At 75.1% G+C, this 15,041-nt stretch carries 13 protein-coding genes; 6 read left to right on the top strand and 7 right to left on the bottom strand.

The genetic code is table 11. The features are described 5' to 3' along the window. Positions 1-191: 191 nt before the first annotated feature. The 3 genes from AB0F77_RS11840 to dhaK form a co-directional block, all read right to left on the bottom strand. On the bottom strand, positions 192-602 hold the full coding sequence (locus AB0F77_RS11840) for a PTS fructose transporter subunit IIA (RefSeq protein ID WP_361945415.1): 411 nt from the start codon (positions 600-602) through the stop codon (positions 192-194). Continuing rightward, positions 595-1,194, bottom strand: coding sequence for a dihydroxyacetone kinase subunit DhaL (gene dhaL, locus AB0F77_RS11835; RefSeq protein WP_361945412.1), 600 nt, complete (start codon positions 1,192-1,194; stop codon positions 595-597). Before dhaL ends, AB0F77_RS11840 begins: the two co-directional genes overlap by 8 nt. A 63-nt stretch (positions 1,195-1,257) precedes the next feature. Beyond that, positions 1,258-2,250: a dihydroxyacetone kinase subunit DhaK gene (dhaK, locus tag AB0F77_RS11830; RefSeq protein WP_361945411.1), complete on the bottom strand. Its 993-nt coding sequence runs from the start codon at positions 2,248-2,250 to the stop codon at positions 1,258-1,260. Between the two features lie 105 nt (positions 2,251-2,355). On the opposite strand from dhaK, the gene AB0F77_RS11825 reads away from it, so the two are divergent. Further along, positions 2,356-2,805, top strand: a complete 450-nt coding sequence (locus AB0F77_RS11825) for an RpiB/LacA/LacB family sugar-phosphate isomerase (protein ID WP_361945408.1) — start codon at positions 2,356-2,358, stop codon at positions 2,803-2,805. A gap of 9 nt (positions 2,806-2,814) precedes the next feature. Here AB0F77_RS11825 and AB0F77_RS11820 read toward each other — a convergent pair whose 3' ends face one another. Next, entirely contained in the window at positions 2,815-3,180 is a 366-nt protein-coding gene (locus AB0F77_RS11820) for a DUF6479 family protein (protein WP_361945405.1), read from the bottom strand. A 117-nt stretch (positions 3,181-3,297) separates the two neighbouring features. On the opposite strand from AB0F77_RS11820, the gene AB0F77_RS11815 reads away from it, so the two are divergent. From AB0F77_RS11815 to AB0F77_RS11800, 4 genes are all read left to right on the top strand, one after another. Beyond that, complete coding sequence (locus AB0F77_RS11815; RefSeq protein ID WP_361945402.1) at positions 3,298-3,672, top strand: ferredoxin; 375 nt, start codon at positions 3,298-3,300, stop codon at positions 3,670-3,672. A gap of 74 nt (positions 3,673-3,746) precedes the next feature. Then, the gene (locus AB0F77_RS11810) at positions 3,747-4,706 is read left to right on the top strand and encodes an oxygenase MpaB family protein (RefSeq protein ID WP_361945399.1); all 960 of its coding nucleotides are present in this window, start codon (positions 3,747-3,749) and stop codon (positions 4,704-4,706) included. Continuing rightward, the gene (locus AB0F77_RS11805) at positions 4,688-6,970 is read left to right on the top strand and encodes a serine/threonine-protein kinase (RefSeq protein WP_361945397.1); all 2,283 of its coding nucleotides are present in this window, start codon (positions 4,688-4,690) and stop codon (positions 6,968-6,970) included. Before AB0F77_RS11810 ends, AB0F77_RS11805 begins: the two co-directional genes overlap by 19 nt. A 66-nt stretch (positions 6,971-7,036) precedes the next feature. Continuing rightward, positions 7,037-8,599, top strand: coding sequence for an NAD(P)/FAD-dependent oxidoreductase (locus AB0F77_RS11800; RefSeq protein ID WP_361945394.1), 1,563 nt, complete (start codon positions 7,037-7,039; stop codon positions 8,597-8,599). 29 nt (positions 8,600-8,628) lie between these two features. Here the strand turns inward: AB0F77_RS11800 and AB0F77_RS11795 are convergent, their stop codons facing one another. Both AB0F77_RS11795 and AB0F77_RS11790 read right to left on the bottom strand, forming a co-directional pair. Next, a complete protein-coding gene (locus tag AB0F77_RS11795; protein WP_361945391.1) occupies positions 8,629-10,425 on the bottom strand; it encodes a serine hydrolase in 1,797 nt (598 codons plus the stop codon). A 115-nt stretch (positions 10,426-10,540) separates the two neighbouring features. Then, positions 10,541-11,476, bottom strand: a complete 936-nt coding sequence (locus AB0F77_RS11790; RefSeq protein WP_361945388.1) for a LysR family transcriptional regulator — start codon at positions 11,474-11,476, stop codon at positions 10,541-10,543. Between the two features lie 71 nt (positions 11,477-11,547). On the opposite strand from AB0F77_RS11790, the gene AB0F77_RS11785 reads away from it, so the two are divergent. After that, positions 11,548-12,435, top strand: a complete 888-nt coding sequence (locus AB0F77_RS11785) for an SDR family NAD(P)-dependent oxidoreductase (protein ID WP_361945385.1) — start codon at positions 11,548-11,550, stop codon at positions 12,433-12,435. A gap of 28 nt (positions 12,436-12,463) precedes the next feature. Here AB0F77_RS11785 and AB0F77_RS11780 read toward each other — a convergent pair whose 3' ends face one another. Further along, on the bottom strand, positions 12,464-14,947 hold the full coding sequence (locus tag AB0F77_RS11780; RefSeq protein WP_361945382.1) for a penicillin acylase family protein: 2,484 nt from the start codon (positions 14,945-14,947) through the stop codon (positions 12,464-12,466). Between the last annotated feature and the right edge of the window lie 94 nt (positions 14,948-15,041).

Here is a 15,041-nt window from a genome sequence, read left to right as displayed (position 1 = left end):
TTACGTATGCTGAGTTTCCTCACGGCTGAACTCACCAGGAGGGCTTGGGAGTTCATGCCTGTGGCGCGGAACGCTGTCGTCGCTGATCCCGCGCCGGCGAGGGCGGCCGGGGTGACCTGATCCGACATGGATCAGGTCCCCGGCCCCCGTTCGCCGACGGAACCCGTCGGCCGACGGCCGACGGGTACCCCTCACACCTTCCGGTAGGAGTACGCCTCGACGGCCGCCGCCTCCACCGCGTCCAGGTCCGCGCCCGCGGACGCCGTGACCACCGCGGCCACCGCCCCCTCGACGAACGGCGCGTCCACCAGGCGTGTGCCGTCGGGGAGTTCGTCCCCCTCCGCGAGCAGCGCCTTCACGGTGAGCACCGCGCTGCCCAGATCGGTGAGGACGGCGACCCCGGCGCCCCGGTCCACGGACGCGGCCGCCGCGGCGATCAGCTCCGCGCTGGTGCCGAGCCCCCCGCCCTCCGTACCGCCCGCCGCGGCGAGCGGCACCGCCGTCGCCCCGCCCGCGAGCCCCTTCGCCAGCTCGGCGACCGACGCGGCCACCTCCGCGCTGTGCGACACCAGCACGATCCCGACCAGCTTCCCGTCACTCACCCGCGGCCTCCACGAGTGCGGCGACGAGCAGCGCCGAGGAGGTCGCGCCCGGGTCCTGGTGGCCGATGCTGCGCTCCCCGAGATAGCTCGCCCTGCCCTTGCGGGCCTGGAGCGGAACCGTCGCCAGGGCGCCCTCCTCGGCGGCCGTGCGCGCCGCGGCGAACCCGTCGCCGAGCGCGTCCACGGCCGGCACCAGCGCGTCGATCATGGTCTTGTCGCCGGGCGCCGCACCGCCGAGCGCGACGACCCCGTCCACGCCCGCCCGCAGGGCCGCGGCGAACTCGTCCTCGCCGACCTCGGCCGCGTCGCCGAGCGCCTTGCCCGCGCGGCGCAGCAGCGTCCCGTACAGCGGCCCGGACGCGCCGCCGACCGTCGAGATCAACTGGCGTCCGGCGAGCGTCAGTACGGCACCCGGCGTGGCGGGTGCCTCCTTCTCCAGCACGGCCGTCACGGCCCTGAACCCCCGCTGGAGGTTGCTGCCGTGGTCGGCGTCCCCGATGGCCGAGTCGAGAGCGGTGAGCCGTTCCGCCTCGCGGTCGACGGACGCGGCGACCGCGGCCATCCAGCGGCGGAAGAAGTCGGCGTCGAGCACTGGATCTCCTTGCGTCATAGGTACGTTGGTCGGATCTGCCGCGATGTCACGTCCGCGGCGGGGTCACATCCCCCAGCGCAGACCGGGCGTCCGCACCGGCGCGTCCCACAGCCGCAGCAGCTCCTCGTCCGCCTGGCACAGCGTGACCGAGGCTCCGGCCATGTCGAGCGAGGTGACGTAGTTGCCGACGAGCGTGCGGGCCACGCTCACCCCGCGCTCGCCGAGCACCCGCTGCACCTCGGCGTTGAAGCCGTACAGTTCGAGCAGCGGGGTGGCGCCCATCCCGTTGACCAGGACGAGGACCGGATCGCGCGGGGCGAGGTCGTCGAGGACGGCGCCGACCGCGAAGTCCGCGATCTCGCCGGAGGTCATCATCGCGCGCCGCTCACGGCCCGGCTCGCCGTGGATGCCGATGCCCAACTCCAGCTCCCCGGGCGGGAGGTCGAAGGTCGGGCTGCCCTTGGCCGGGGTGGTCACGGCGCTCAGCGCGAAGCCGAAGCTGCGGGAGCTCTCGTTGACCTGGCGGGCGATCGACTCCACGCGCTCCAGGGGCTGCCCCTCGGCCGCGGCGGCGCCGGCGATCTTCTCCACGAACAGCGTCGCGCCCGTGCCGCGCCGGCCCGCGGTGTAGAGGCTGTCGGTGACCGCGACGTCGTCGTTGACGAGCACCTTGGCGATCCGGATGCCCTCGTCCTCGGCGAGTTCGGCCGCCATGTCGAAGTTGAGCACGTCACCGGTGTAGTTCTTCACGATGAACAGCACGCCCGCGCCGCTGTCCACGGCGGCCGCGGCCCGCGCCATCTGGTCCGGCACCGGGGAGGTGAACACCTCGCCGGGACAGGCCGCCGAGAGCATCCCGGGACCCACGAAACCGCCGTGCAGCGGCTCGTGCCCCGATCCGCCGCCGGAGACCAGCGCGACCTGACCGGCCACGGGAGCGTCCCGCCGTACGATCACCCGGTTGTCCACGTCGACGATCAGGTCGGGGTGGGTGGCCGCCATACCGCGCAGCGCGTCCGCCACCACGGTCTCCGGGACGTTGATCAGCATTTTCATCGGTACCTCCTGGTGAGCCTTGCGCGCGGCCTTGGTGGTCCTCTGTGGGAAGTATCTGCCGTCCGCGGACGAAGGTCACCTCCGGGTGCGCGCTACGCTCACGGCATGCGGATCTCCGTCTCCTCCGACATGGACGAACCCGTCGCCCGCCTCCTCCTCGCCGAGCTGGGCAGGCGCGGGCACGAGGTGCGCGCGTACGGCGCGCTGGAGCCCGGTGCGGACCCGCGGTGGGCCTTCTGCTCCGAGGCGGCGGCCCGGGACGTGGCCGACGGCGCCGCCGACCAGGCGGTCGTGTGCTGCTGGACCGGTACGGGCGCCTCGATCGCCGCGAACAAGGTGCCGGGGGTGCGGGCGGCGCTGTGCACCGACGCGTACACCGCCGAGGGCGCCCGCCGCTGGAACGACGCCAACGTCCTCGCCCTCGGCCTCCGCCTCACCTCCGGACCCCTCCTGAGGGAGATCCTGGACGCCTGGTTCGCCACCGCGGCCGGCGAGGACGCCGAGGACCGCGAGAACGGCGCGCACCTGGCCCGGCTGGACTCCGCCGGGGCCTGACCCCGCCGGTCAGTGGGCGCCGAGCCCGCCGCCGCCGAACGAACCGCTCGACCCCTTGCTCCAGCGGGGGCGGTCCTTCGACGTGCCCGGGCGGGTCTGCATGTTGCTCAGGTCGTACGGGGTGAGCGGACGCTCCCCCTTGGGGATCCGCGGTATCTCCTCGGGCTCGCGGTTCTCCCGGATCTCGTGGACCGCGCCGTCCGGAGGCAGGTGCGGCTGTTCCTCGGGGCGGGGCCGGGGCGACTCGCGGTACTTGACGCGGGAGCCCAGCCAGAAGCTCCCGGCGAGCACCGCCAGGACGGCCACGGCCACCACGAAGAGCACAAGACTCATCAGACCGCTCGCGGCGGCCAGCTGCATCGATACGGTACTCATACCCACCCGATACCCCGACGATAATGGGACGAACCGGACGCAATGTGTGACCGTCCGGCGACAACGGGCAACCGGGAAAAGGGTTTTGACCGGGCGCCGAACGGCTACCCGACCAGTGTGAGCCCGCCGACCCCGCAGCAGGAGCTCTACCGCTTCCTGGAGGACCGCTTCGCCTGCGCGCAGGCGTGCGCCGAGTGCGCCCGCGTGTGCGTCCTGCGCGCGAGCCTGCTCGACCCGGACGGCACGGACGAACAGGAACGCGCACGGCGGCAGGGGATCATGTGCGCCGAGGTCTGCGAGGTGACCTGCCGGCTGCTGTCCGAGCAGAGCAGCCAGGACGAGACCGGCGTCCGCGTCCAGCTGGAGTGGTGCCGGACGGTCTGCCTGGACTGCGCCCACGCCTACGACGGCCGCACGGGCGCCGAAGGGGTCGCGGCGGCCTGCCGCGCCTGCGCACGCGCCTGCACCGACTTCCTCGCCCTGCTCGACTGACGGCCCGGGCGCACCCACCCGTTCCGCCGCGCCGCGCGGCCGTGGCATCGTGGACGCGGAGCGGAGGTGACCCGATGACCGACACGGACCCCGGACTGTTCGGCCCGGCCTCCGTGACCTGGCAACTGCACTCCGACCCCATGATGTGGGTCGCCGGCATCCGCGCGCTCTACCTCCAGGCGCTCCACCCCCGCGCGGTGCGCGGCGTCACCCAGAACTCCGACTTCCGCCACGACGCCTGGGGCCGGCTGCTGCGCACCGCGCGCTTCGTCGGCACCACCACCTACGGCACCACCCGGGCCGCCGAGGACGCCGGCGCCCGGGTGCGCCGGATCCACAGCCGGCTGAGGGCCACCGACCCCGCCACGGGCGAGCCCTACGGCATCGACGAACCCGACCTGCTGCTGTGGGTGCACTGCGCCGAGATCGACTCCTACCTGCACGTCGTACGCCGCTCCGGCTTCCCCCTCACCGACGACCTCGCCGACCGCTACGTCGCCGAACACCGCGCGAGCGCCCGCCTGGTCGGCCTCGACCCCGACGCCGTACCCGCCGACCGCGCCCGACTCGCCGCCTACTTCGAGCGGACCCGCCCCGAACTCGCCGCCGGCGCCGAGGCCCGCGAGGTGGACGACTTCCTGCGGCACCCTCCCGTCCACCCCCTGCTCCTCCCGGCCCGCGCACTGCTGTGGCACCACGTCGCCCACCTCGCCTACGCCTCCCTGCCGCCGTACGCCCACGAGCTCTACGGCAGACCGGCCCCCGCGCCCGCCACCGTCACCCGCCGCCTGCGCACCACCGGCGCCCTGCTGCGCGCCGTCCCCGCCCGGGTGCGCTGGCAGCTCCCGCCCCGGCACATCCTGGGCGCCATGGCCCGGCTCGGCCCCGAAGCACGCCCGTCGCCGTACAAAGCCGTACCGCGGGCCGCCATACTGGGCGGACGGCGGGGGCGTCGCGGGGCGGGCCGGCGAGCACGCCCCGACACGGCACGGGTGACGGGGGAGACGGACGCGCGATGGCGGACACCAGGCTGATCCAGGGCCGGTACCGGCTGCTCGACCCGATCGGGCGGGGCGGCATGGGCGAGGTGTGGCGCGCCCAGGACGAGTCCCTCGGCCGGCACGTCGCCGTCAAGTGCCTGAAACCGGCCGGCCCCCACCACGACCAGTCCTTCACCCGCCTCCTGCGCGAACGCTTCCGCCGCGAGGCCCGCGTGGCCGCCGCCCTCTCCCACCGCGGCGTCACCGTCGTCCACGACTTCGGCGAGGACGACGGAGTCCTCTACCTCGTGATGGAACTGCTGGAGGGCCGCAACCTCGGCCAGCTCCTGGCGGACAACGAGAAGAACCCGCTGCCCGTCGCCGACGTCCTCGACATCGCCGACCAGGTCACCGACGCCCTCGCCTACACCCACCAGCAGGGCATCGTGCACCGCGACCTGAAACCCGCGAACATCATGCGGCTCACCGACGGCACGGTGAAGATCTGCGACTTCGGCATCGCCCGCCTCGGCCACGACACCGGACTCACCTCCCGCCTCACCGCCACCGGCATCGCCATGGGCACCCCGCACTACATGTCGCCCGAGCAGATCGGCGGCGAGGAGGTCGACCAGCGCAGCGACCTCTACTCACTGGGCTGCGTCCTGTACGAGATGGCCACCGGGGCGCCCCCGTTCGACCTGGAGGACACCTGGTCGATCCTCGTCGGCCACCGCGACACTGCACCCGTCCCACCGCGCAGCCACCGCCCCGACCTGCCCGCCTACCTGGACGCGGTCATCCTCGACCTGCTCGCCAAGACACCGGACCGACGCCCCGACGACGCACGCGAGGTGGGCCGCCGCCTCGACGCCGGACGCACCGCCCCCGGCCACGAGCCGACCGCGGCGACCACCCGGCCCGCACCCGACCGGGCCGCACCCCGCGATCCCCGGCTGCCCTCCTGGACCCGCGGCATGACCACCGGGCACAAGGCCACCGGCCCCGCCCCGCGCACGGCCCCGGGCGACCCCGCGGCCGCACTCACCGCCGAGTGGACCGTCCGCCCGCCCACCGGCGCCCTCCCCACCCCCGCCCCGCCGGCCACCGCCGCCCCGTCGGCCACCCCCGCCCCGCCCGACCCCACGGCCACGCCCACCCCGGACCCGGAGGCCGTCGCCGCGCTCGCCGCACGCCACAACGCCGCCCTCAGCCTGGGCCGGCTCGGCCGCTGGAGCGAGGCCGGCGAGATGCACCGCACGACGGCCGGCGAACGCGCGCGGCTGCTCGGCGCCGACCATCCCGACACCCTCACCAGCCACTACGAGCACGCCTTCACCCTCAGCCGCACCGGCCGCCCCGCCGACGCCCTGCGCGCCTACACCGAGGTCGCCCGCGCCCGCGGCCGCGTCCTCGGCGAGGACCACCCCGACACCCTCGCCGCCCGCCAGGAGACCGCCTACGTCCTGGGCCAGTCGGGCCGCCACTCCGACGCCCACCAGGTCTACGCCTCGGTCCTGGCCGCCCGCGAGCGCACCATGGGCACCGACCACCCCGACACCCTGCGCTGCCGGCACAACCTCGCCTTCAACCTCAGCAGACTCGGCCGCCTCGACGACTCGTACCGCATGGCCCACGACGTGGCCTCCGCGCGCGCCCGCGTCCTCGGCCCCGAGCACCCCGACACCCTGGTCACCCTCTACGAGGTCGCCTACGCGCTCGGCCAGCTGGGCCGCTGGGAGGAGGCGCTGCGCACCTACCGCGAGGTCGCCGCCGCCCGTGCCCGCACCCTCGGCCCCGACCACGCCGACACCCTCGCCGCCCGCTACGAGATCGGCATCGGACTCGGCCGGCTCGGCCGCAGCGCCGACGCCCTCGCGCACTACCGGGAACTCGTCGCCGACCGCACCCGCGTCCACGGCCCCACCCACGCCGAGACCCTCCGCGCCCGCCACGGCATCGGCGTCAACCTCGGCCGGCTCGGCCGCTGGGAGGAGGCCCTCGCCGAGTCCCGCGACGTGTGCGAGCTGCGCCGCCGCGCCCTCGGCCCCGAACACCCCGACACCCTGGTCAGCCGACGCGAGGTCGCCGTCGGACTGGGGGGGCTCGGCCGCTGGTCCGACGCGCTCGCCGAGTACCGCCAGGTCGCCGCCGCGCGCGCCCGCGTCCTCGGCCCCGACCACCCCGACACCCTCGCCGGCCGCAACGACGAGGCCCACTGCCTCGAACAGCTCGGCCGGGGCGCCGAGGCCGCCGCGCTGTACCGGCGGGTCGAGGCACTGCGCGGACGGCGGGCACGGGCGTCCGGCGGACAGTGAGGGTGTCGGGGTGGCCGGCGCGGCACGCCTCGGACCGACGCAGATCATCACGTGTTACGAAGAACCATGCCTGCACACAAGGGTTCCGGGACGTACGACGCCGTCGTCGTGGGCGGCGGCCACAACGGTCTGGTCGCCGCCGCCTACCTGGCCCGCGCCGGACGCTCCGTCCTGGTCCTGGAACGCCTGGACCACACCGGCGGCGCCGCCGTGTCCACCCGCCCCTTCACCGGGGTCGACGCCCGCCTGTCGCGCTACTCCTACCTGGTCAGCCTGCTGCCCCGGAAGATCGTCCGCGACCTCGGCCTCGACTTCCGGGTCCGCGGGCGCGCCATCTCCTCGTACACCCCCGTCGAACGCGGCGGGCGCGCGACGGGACTGCTCGTCGGCGGCGGCGAGCGGCGCACCCGGGAGTCGTTCGCCCGGCTGACCGGCGACGGACGCGAGTACGAGTCCTGGCGCCGCTTCCACGCCATGACCGCCCGGGTTGCCGAACGCGTCTTCCCCACCCTCACCGAACCGCTGCCCACCCGCGAAGGACTGCGCCGCCGCATCGACGACGAGGACGCCTGGCGGGCCCTGTTCGAGGAACCGATCGGCGTCGCCGTCGAGCAGCACTTCGCCGACGACCTCGTGCGCGGCATCGTCCTCACCGACGCCCTCATCGGCACCTTCGCCGACGCCCACGACCCCTCCCTCGTCCAGAACCGCTGCTTCCTCTACCACGTCATCGGCGGCGGCACCGGAGCCTGGGACGTACCGGTCGGCGGCATGGGCGCCCTCACCGACGCCCTGGCCGCCGCCGCGCGCGCCGCGGGCGCCGTGATCGCCACGGGTCACGAGGCCGTACGGATCGACACGGACGGCCGGGTCGCCGAGGTCGTCCACCGCACCCCCGACGGCGAGGGCACGGCCACCGCCCGGCACGTCCTGGTGAACGCCGCACCCCGCGAACTCGCCGCCCTCACCGGCGATCCGGCCCCCGAACCCGCCGAGGGCGCCCAGCTCAAGGTCAACATGCTGCTCGAACGGCTGCCGCGGCTCAACGACACCTCGGTCGACCCGCGCGAGGCGTTCGCCGGCACCTTCCACGTCGCCGAGGGCTACGAGCAACTGGCCGCCGCCCACGCACAGGCCGCCGCCGGCGAACTCCCCGCCGCGCCGCCCTCCGAGATCTACTGCCACTCCCTCACCGACCCCGGCATCCTCGGCCCCGGCCTGGCCGAACGCGGCCGGCACACGCTCACCCTGTTCGGACTGCACACCCCCGCCCGGCTGTTCGCGCGGGACAACAACGCCGTGCGCGACGCCCTCCTCAGGGCGACACTCGCCCAGCTCGACGCCCATCTCGCCGAACCGCTCGCCGGCTGCCTGGCCACCGACGCGGACGGCCACCCCTGCATCGAGGCGAAGACCCCGCTCGACCTCGAACGCGAACTGCGGCTGCCCGGCGGCAACATCTTCCACCGCGCGCTCTCCTGGCCCCACGCCCAGGAGGACACCGGGCGCTGGGGCGTGGAGACCCGGCACACCAACGTGCTGCTGTGCGGGGCGGGCGCGGTGCGCGGCGGCGGGGTCAGCGGAGTGCCGGGACACAACGCGGCGATGGCGGTGCTGGAGCGGGACTGAGGCCCGAATGCCGTACGGGCGCCGGGAGTTCAGTCGGCCGAGAGGGTCCAGCCCACCGCGGTGAGGCGGGCCGCGTCCGCCGGGCGCTCCCCGTCGAACACGACGTCGCCGCCCGCCTCGACGCGCAGCTCGTCGACGTAGGCGCCCCGGCCGACGTAGAGCCGGTCGGTGGTGTACCGCCAGCGCAGGACCGTCCCCCGCCCCGCGGGCACGACCGCGGTCAGCCGGTGCCGGACCCGTCCCGACCAGCCCGTGGCCGTGCCGTCCGAGTGCTCCCGCGGCGCCTCGCCGTGCCGGGCCGTGGTGAACGGGACGGGACCCCAGGTGGCCCCGCCGTCCGCCGAGGACTCCAGCACCAGGACGTCGGAGCGCGGTTCGGTGTCCCACCACAGCGCGCAGCGCAGCCGCGCCCCGCCCCGCGAGGTGTCCAGCGCGGGCAGCGTCAGGGTGGCGGTGGCGGCGCTCGCCATGCCCGAGAACCACGCGCTGCGGCCCCGCGCAGGGCGGACGGGGACGGCACGGGCGAGAGCGTTGCCCGCGGCCACCCGCGGGGCCGAGCCGGAGCGCCAGGTGCGCACCGGGTGCACCGAGTTGCCCAGCACCACGAGGAACGAGTCGGTCGTCGGGTCCAGCACGAGCGAGGTCCCGGTGAAACCGGTGTGCCCGGCCGTGCGCGGGGTGGCCAGGGCGCCCATGTACCAGTGCTGGTAGAGCTCGAAGCCGAGCCCGTGCTCGTCGCCGGGGAAGGCGGTGTTGAAGTCCGTGAACATCAGGTCCACCAACTCCTGCCCGAGGATGCGGGTGCGGCCGTGGACGCCCCCGTCGAGCAGGGTGCGGCCGAGGACGGCGAGGTCCCACGCGCACGAGAACACCCCGGCGTGGCCGGCGACCCCGCCCAGGCCGTACGCGTTCTCGTCGTGCACCTCGCCCCACACCAGCCCCCGGTCGAGGCCCGACCAGGGCCGGCGGGCGTCCTCCGTGGCCGCGATGCGCGGCTTCCAGGAGGCGGGCGGGTTGTAGCGGGTGCGGCTCAGCCCGAGCGGGCCGGTGATCTCCTCGCGCAGCAGGACGTCGAGACGGCGGCCCGTGATCCGTTCGAGGACGAGCTGGAGCGAGATCAGGTTCAGGTCGGAGTACAGATAGGCGGAGCCGGGCGGGCTGACGGGCGCCTGGTTCCACAGGAGTTGCAGCTTCTCCTCGTACGTGGGTGCCTCGTACAGCGGGATCCAGGCCGTGAACCCGGAGGTGTGCGTGAGGAGTTGGCGGATCGTGACGTCCTGCTTGCCCGCGGCCCCGAACTCCGGGACGTACGAGGCGACCCTGGCCTCCAGCTCCAGCCTTCCGCGCTCCATCTGCTGCACGGCGAGCAGCGAGGTGAACAGCTTGGACACGGAGGCCAGGTCGAACACCGTGTCCTCGGTCATCGGGATCCGCCGCTCGGGCGGGAGCTCGACACCGGTGTCGGTGCTCTCGTCGTACGCCGAGTAGCGCACCGCCGAGCCGATCGGCCGGTGCAGGGCCACCGTGTGGCCGCGGCCCGCGAGCAGGACGGCGCCCGCGTACCACGGATGCGTGGGGGAGGGGCCGAGGAACGCCTCCGCGTCCGCCACCAGCCGGTCCAGGTGCTCGGGCAGGAGCCCGGCGCGCTCGGGGGTGCCGTGCCGCAGGGTCGGGCGGCCCGCGGCCGTCGGGGCGGCGGCCGCCGGGCCCGCCGGGCCCACCGGGAGGGAGGCGAACGCGAGCGCGCCGCCCAGTGCCAGGCCGCGCCTGCCCAGCGCGCGGCGGGTGAGCCCGCCCGCTCGTCCGCCTGCCGCGTCGTCGGTCATGGTGAGGCTCCCGTCTGAAAGAATCTTTCCGGACGTGCCCTGCGTGGTGAAACTTTCCTGTCAGGGGCGGGTGGTGTCAACGCCGCGCGCTGCGGGGCCGGGAACCGGCGGAACGTCAGGAACCCCTGCGGGGCTCCGAGTCGAGGGCGAGCACGGTGGTCCGCAGGGCCTCCGCCACCAGGGCCACCGCCTCCGCGGGCCGCCCGGGGAGCCGGGCCAGCAGCAGCCTGCGCTGCTCCTGCGGGCCACCGCGCACCGGCAGCACCCGCACCCCCGCGGGCGCGGCCGGGGCCAGCGAGGCGGGCACCGTGGTCAGTCCGCAGCCGGCGGCCACGAGGTGCAGCTTGGCCAGCCAGTCCCGCGCCGTGTGGGCGATCTCCGGCCGCTCGTCCAGCCCCGGCCACACGCCCATCGACCCCTCCGCCCCCGACGACGGCGCCGCGATCCAGCGCTGCCCACGCAACTCGGCCACATCCACGAACTCACCGCGCGCCAGCGGATGGGAGACCGGCACCGCCAGACACAGGGGCCGCTCGGCGAGCGTGCGGAGCACGAGCGCCGGCGACTCGGCGTCCGGCGGACGGAACGGCGGCGCCGACGCCAGCAGCGCCAGATCGAGGACACCCGTGCGCAGCGCCCGCACCAGCGCCGGGGTGCTGCCCTCACGGGTCACCACCCGCAGGGCGGGAGCGGTCCGGCGCAGCTTGCCCAGGGCGGCGGGCAGCAGGACCGCGCCCGCGCTGGGGAACCAGCCCACGCGCACCGTCCCGGCCCCCACGGGCAGCCCCGACAGCTCGCGTGCCGCCGCGTCCAGCTCGTCCAGCGCGGCCGACGCCCGGCGCAGCACGATCCGCCCGGCCGCCGTCAGCCGCACGCCCTCGCGCCGCCGCTCCAGCAGCTCCCCGCCCGCCGCGCGCTCCAGCGACGCGATCTGCCGGGACACCGCCGACTGGGTGTAACCCAGGGAGTCGGCCGCCGCGGTGAACGTCCCCCGCTCGGCCACGGCGCGCAGGACCCGCAGCGCGGTCAGCGACACATCCGATAGCTCCATGAGTACTACGCATACCATGTGTGCCGAACATTCGTTGGACGCATGGTGCGCGGCTTCCTAGCGTGGGACGCATGAACGTTTCACGCATCGCCCTGGTGACCGGAGCCAACCAAGGACTCGGCCGTGCGCTGGTGGAGGGACTGGCGGCCCGCCTCGGACCCGACGACCTCGTCCTGCTCACCGGCCGCGACGGGACCCGGGTCGCCGAGGCGGCCCGCGAGGTGGGCCGCCTCGCCACGAGCCGCGCCCGGGTCGAGGGCCGCGTCCTGGACGTCACCGACACGGCAGCCGTCGCCGCCCTCGCGAAGGAACTCGCCGACACGCACGGCGGGGTGGACGTGGTGATCTCCAACGCCGTCGCCCGCGTGCTGCCCGGGGAGTCGCAGTCCGCGCGCGCCGACGAGTTCATCGACGTCTCCAACACGGCCACCCACGCCGTGCTCCGCTCGTTCGCCCCCGTGCTGCGACCCGGCGGCCGGCTCCTGGTCGTCGCCAGCAGCCTGGGCACCCTCGGCCACCTCGACCCCCGGCTGCACCCCCTCTTCGACGGCGTGGACCTGGACCGTGTGGAGGCCGCCGTCGAGTCCTGGCGCGCCGCCGTCCACGCGGGCACCTCCGAGGCGGCGGGCTGGCCGCGCTGGCTGAACGTGCCCTCGAAGGTGGCCCAGGTCGCCGCCGTCCGCGCGGTCGCCGCCGAACGCCGCGAGAGCGACCTCGCCGACGGCGTCCTGCTGGCCTCGGTCTGCCCCGGCATGGTGGACACCGCCACCTCCCGGCCCTGGTTCAGCGACTTCGACGGCGCACAGTCACCCGCGGACGCCGCCCGCGCCGTGCTGGACCTGGTCCTCACCGACCGGGTGGACCCCGCCCTCTACGGCGAACTGGTCCGCCACGGCGAGGCCCTGCCCTGGCACGCGGGGGCACCCCTGCCCGAACAGGACCGGCTCGTCACCCCGTGACGCGCCGAGCGCGCACGGCCCCCGGGCGTCAGCGCTCCGACACCCGCACCACCCGCAGCGCGGGCGACGCCAGGATGTCCTTCTCGCAGAACCGTGACGTCACCCACCGCCCGTCGGAGAACAGCCGGGTCTGGTCGGCGTGGTGGGCCGAGTCCGGGTTCGAGGACTGGGAATACGTCAGCAGCGTACGGGCGACCGGGCAGGGGCCGCGGCCCCAGCCCACCGCCTGGATGTAGCTGGAGCCCGTCGTCACCTCCGTGTACCCGCCGTGCGCCGGGTCCCAGACCTGCTCGACCTTGTTCCACACCCCCAGCGACTCCGTCCCGCCCGGCACCGGGATGCGCCGCCCGTCCCGCACCACGAACTGGTGGGCGCCCAGCGGGGAGTCGAGCGGGATGCCCGCCGCACGCAGTTCGGCGACGGTGTCGGCGAGCGCCGCGGCGAAGGCGGCCGACCCCGTGTCGAGCGTGTTCGGGGTGTTCACCGGGTCGGCCGCCGAGAACGGCACCTTCCACAGCTGCGCCACGGGCAGTCGGCGCCACAGCCGGTCGAAGAGCAGCGCGCCCCGGCTCCCGGTGCCGGCCGTGCGGTCCCACGCCGCGAGCACCGGGCACGCCCCGCCGACGTCGACCGCCGTGCCGTCGCTGCCCGTCGCCGTGCCCCCGGGCAGCGCCGCGCACGCCCGCGCCGCGTCGTCGGCCACCAGGTCGCCCGCGGGCACCCGGTTCGCGAACTGCTGCCGCTCCAGGTCCCGCACGGTCAGACCACCGCGCGCGGCCATGGCCGACACGTCCTGGAGGGCGCCCCGGGTGCGCATCGAGCGCACGGCGCCGACCGTGCCGAAGACCCGCTCGTACCCGGTCAGCGGCCGCTCGGCGTTGGCCAGCCAGGCACTGTCGTTGGAATTCTCGGCATAGGGCGCGTCCCGCAGCGTCGGCATCTTCGCGGGCCCGAAGACACCGGGCTGCACGGCGTCGGGGTCCCGGCCGAGCGCGCAGTCGCCGCGCGAGCCGTCCAGGACCGCGAGACCGGACGACGGGTAGGTGGCCCTGCCGAGCGGTGTGGAGCAGCGCTGCTCCAGGTCGTCGGTGACACGGGGCAGCACCTGGGACTGGGTGAACAGGGTGTGTCCCGCGGAGTCGGCGGCGACGGTGTTCACCCAGGGCAGCCCCTGGGTGCGCTGGAGAGCGGCGAGGACGTCGGCCGTGCCGCGGGCCCGGCTGAAGCCGAGACCGGTGTCGGAGGAGCGCAGATTGCGTGCGTTGGGATCGTCCAGGGCGTACGCCGTGGCGGCCGTCCACGGCAGCGGCACCGACGCGCCGAGCGACGTGACCACCGGGCCGTACCGCGTCCACCACTGGGTACGGGTCACCGGCGGGCCGTCCTTCACCCGGACCGTGACGGTCCGCTTCGTCATCCGCTCGGGCCTGCCGTCCACCAGGTAGACGGTCGGCTCTGCCGGGTCCAGCGTCAGCTGCCGGAGGCTGAGGGGCACTCCGGTGGCGACCGTATGGCTCCACGCCACATGGGCGTTGTAGCCGATGGACACCGTCGGCGAGCCCAGCAGCGAGCCGCCCGTCACGTCCAGCCGTCCGGGGATCGTCTGCTGCGACTGCCAGAAGCGCCGGCCGCCCTGCCAGGGATAGTGCGGATTGCCCAGCAGCAGCCCGCGGCCACCGGCCGTGGTGGAGCCCGCGAAGGCGACCGCGTTGGACCCCATGCCGGCGTCGTCCACGGCGAACAACTCCCGCACGGCACGCGCCGTCCGCCCGACATCGGCCACCCCGGAAGAGCCGGAGGACACCACCGGCGGCGCGACTCGGCCGGTGCCGGCCGGAGCGGTGGGGGTCCGTGGTTCGGCCCGTTGGGTGCCGGCCGGTGCGGTGGGTCCCGGTGGTTGGGCCGTGGTGATGCTGTCCACCGCGCGGCCCTGGCCGGCGAGCACGGCGAGTGCGAAGGTGCGCGCGGCCACGTCGGTCTCGGTGACCGGCCGGACCCAGGCCGAGCCCCGGCACGCCGGGTCGGTGATCCGGTTCTGCCGCAGCCAGGCGTCGTACCCGGCGGCGAAGCCCCGCATCAGGTCCTTGACCTCCCGGCCGGGCCCGGCGGGGGCGGGCGTCGCGAGCAGCCGCTCCACCGTGCCCGCCTCGCGCACCCCGCGGAAGTACAGGTCGCTGGTGAGGTTGCGGCTCGCCGAGGACAGCGACTGGTCGGGCGCCGCGTCCGGCCCGAAGTGGCGCGAACGCTCCCCGCGCACGGTCACGAAACCGTCCGCCAGCGTGCACACCTGATCAGCGGCCTGCGCCCAGCCGGTGCCGAAGCCGAGATCCGCGTAACTGTTCGCGAGGATGTGCGGAACGCCGAACTCGGTGTAGCGGACGACGGCCGACAGCCCGCCGTGGGACGGGTGTTCCTGACGGGTCCGGTTCTCCGCGGCCGCCGCGGGCAGCGCGGTCACGGCGGTGAGCAGGGCGACGGCGCCGACGGCGAGCCGTCTCGGACGCATACGCATCGTGCCTCCCAACGTCTTCGGGGGAAGGGGCGGTTGAGCCGGGTGACGGGTGCGCGCCGCGGCGCCGGTCCTTGACCTCCCCCCGGCGGCACAC

The organism is Streptomyces sp. NPDC026672 (assembly GCF_040638185.1).
Lineage (GTDB): Bacteria > Actinomycetota > Actinomycetes > Streptomycetales > Streptomycetaceae > Streptomyces.
The sequence above is the reverse complement of the archived record's forward strand: the minus strand, read 5'-3'. Positions and strand labels throughout refer to the sequence as shown.

Coding starts and splice junctions, on each gene's coding strand:
- dhaK (WP_361945411.1), bottom strand. CDS start 2,250: ATGAAAATGCTGATCAACGTCCCGGAGACCGTGGTGGCGGACGCGCTG.
- AB0F77_RS11820 (WP_361945405.1), bottom strand. CDS start 3,180: ATGAGTACCGTATCGATGCAGCTGGCCGCCGCGAGCGGTCTGATGAGT.
- AB0F77_RS11825 (WP_361945408.1), top strand. CDS start 2,356: ATGCGGATCTCCGTCTCCTCCGACATGGACGAACCCGTCGCCCGCCTC.
- AB0F77_RS11790 (WP_361945388.1), bottom strand. CDS start 11,476: ATGGAGCTATCGGATGTGTCGCTGACCGCGCTGCGGGTCCTGCGCGCC.
- AB0F77_RS11780 (WP_361945382.1), bottom strand. CDS start 14,947: ATGCGTATGCGTCCGAGACGGCTCGCCGTCGGCGCCGTCGCCCTGCTC.
- AB0F77_RS11800 (WP_361945394.1), top strand. CDS start 7,037: ATGCCTGCACACAAGGGTTCCGGGACGTACGACGCCGTCGTCGTGGGC.
- AB0F77_RS11785 (WP_361945385.1), top strand. CDS start 11,548: ATGAACGTTTCACGCATCGCCCTGGTGACCGGAGCCAACCAAGGACTC.
- AB0F77_RS11810 (WP_361945399.1), top strand. CDS start 3,747: ATGACCGACACGGACCCCGGACTGTTCGGCCCGGCCTCCGTGACCTGG.
- AB0F77_RS11795 (WP_361945391.1), bottom strand. CDS start 10,425: ATGACCGACGACGCGGCAGGCGGACGAGCGGGCGGGCTCACCCGCCGC.
- AB0F77_RS11805 (WP_361945397.1), top strand. CDS start 4,688: ATGGCGGACACCAGGCTGATCCAGGGCCGGTACCGGCTGCTCGACCCG.